The following is a 1,428-nucleotide window of genomic DNA, read 5'->3' as shown; positions in this document are numbered from 1 at the left end:
CTTCTTCGGCCTGGGCTCGGTGTTCGTCACGCTCGGTCTGCTGGCGGCGGTCTGCGGCTTTGTGACGTGGCGCTATCTGCCGAAATCACTTTGACCTTCATGGCGCATTCGCAATGGTCACCGGCGGAATTTGGTTTGCCGGAAGCGAGGATTCTGCCTATAATCATCGGTGTCGCCGGTTCCATTTTGGAGCCAAGAGGGAATGCGGTGAGGGCGAATTTCGCCCAATGCCGTGGCTGCCCCCGCAACTGTGTGCGGTAGTCCTCTCCATATGCCACTGAAGATTTTCTTCGGGAAGGTGGGGAAGGACGCTGATCCGTGAGCCAGGAGACCTGCCGGCGACAGGAAACTGACTTCGATGCCCTCGGGTGGAGGGCGAAAGGACAAGACATGACTACCGCTTCCGTCTCCCTCGGCACCTCCGTCTCCTCGCAGTCGCGCCTCATGCAGCTCGCTCTTGCCGCGCTGCTCGGCGTTTTCGTGATGGGCTTTGTCGGCTTCTCGCATATCGATGCGGTCCACAATGCGGCTCACGACTATCGCCATTCGATGGCGTTTCCCTGCCACTGACGAGGGGCTGACATCATGAACCTGTTTCGCAACGTCGTGTTCATCGCGGCGATCGCAGGGCTCGTGGCCGGCGTCGTCCTCGCCTGCCTGCAGGCCTATGCCACCGTGCCGCTGATCCTGAAGGCGGAAGTCTACGAACAGGCGGGCGGCGGGCATCACCATGACCATGCCGCTCCGGCCGCAACGGATAGCAATGCCATGAGCACAACTGCACCGGCGGGAGATGCCATGAGCTCTGCTGCCCCGGCGGCGGAAGCCGCTCCGGCAGACGAAGGCTGGGCGCCGGCAGACGGTTTCGAGCGTTTCGCCTTCAGCGTGCTTGCCAACATCGTCACCGGCATCGGCTTCGCCTTGATCCTGGTCGCGGTCTCCGAATTCGCCGGCGGCATCGGTGGCTGGCGCCAGGGCGTGTTCTGGGGCCTGGCCGGCTTCGCCGTGTTCACGCTGGCGCCTGGCCTCGGCCTGCCGCCGGAACTGCCGGCCATGCCGGCCGCCGATCTCACCCAGCGCCAGATCTGGTGGTGGGCAACGGTGGCGGCAACCGCTGCCGGTCTCGGCCTGATCGCGTTTCGCAAGTCGCTGCCGCTGGCGATCCTTGCCGTCCTTTTGATCGTCGCGCCGCATGTTGTCGGTGCACCGCAGCCCGACAGTTACGAAACGGCGATTCCGGAAGGGCTGCATCACCAGTTCGTGGTGGCGGTGACCGTGACCAATCTGGTGTTCTGGCTGGTGCTCGGCGCGGTCGTCGGTGTGGTGCGTGGCCGCTTCACCGGCACCGCGACCAGCCTGCGCGACAGCTTTGCCTGATCGCAAGACACTGACCTTCCTCATCGGCGGTGGGCGCCCCCCCAAGAACGC

General features: G+C 64.4%; 2 protein-coding genes and 1 riboswitch. Both genes read left to right on the top strand.

The window, feature by feature from the left end:
- Positions 1-159: 159 nt before the first annotated feature.
- A riboswitch (cobalamin riboswitch) is annotated at positions 160-355 on the top strand.
- 35 nt (positions 356-390) lie between these two features.
- Positions 391-570 (top strand): CbtB-domain containing protein, encoded by a 180-nt coding sequence (locus tag EN750_RS34175; RefSeq protein ID WP_127399267.1) that lies wholly within the window; start codon positions 391-393, stop codon positions 568-570.
- A gap of 15 nt (positions 571-585) precedes the next feature.
- Positions 586-1,377 carry a CbtA family protein gene (locus EN750_RS34170; protein ID WP_127399266.1) on the top strand — a complete coding sequence of 264 codons (792 nt, stop codon included), beginning with the start codon at positions 586-588 and terminating at the stop codon, positions 1,375-1,377.
- Positions 1,378-1,428: the final 51 nt, after the last annotated feature.

This window comes from Mesorhizobium sp. M7A.F.Ca.ET.027.03.2.1, assembly GCF_003999175.1.
Classification (GTDB): domain Bacteria; phylum Pseudomonadota; class Alphaproteobacteria; order Rhizobiales; family Rhizobiaceae; genus Mesorhizobium.
The sequence above is the reverse complement of the archived record's forward strand: the minus strand, read 5'-3'. Positions and strand labels throughout refer to the sequence as shown.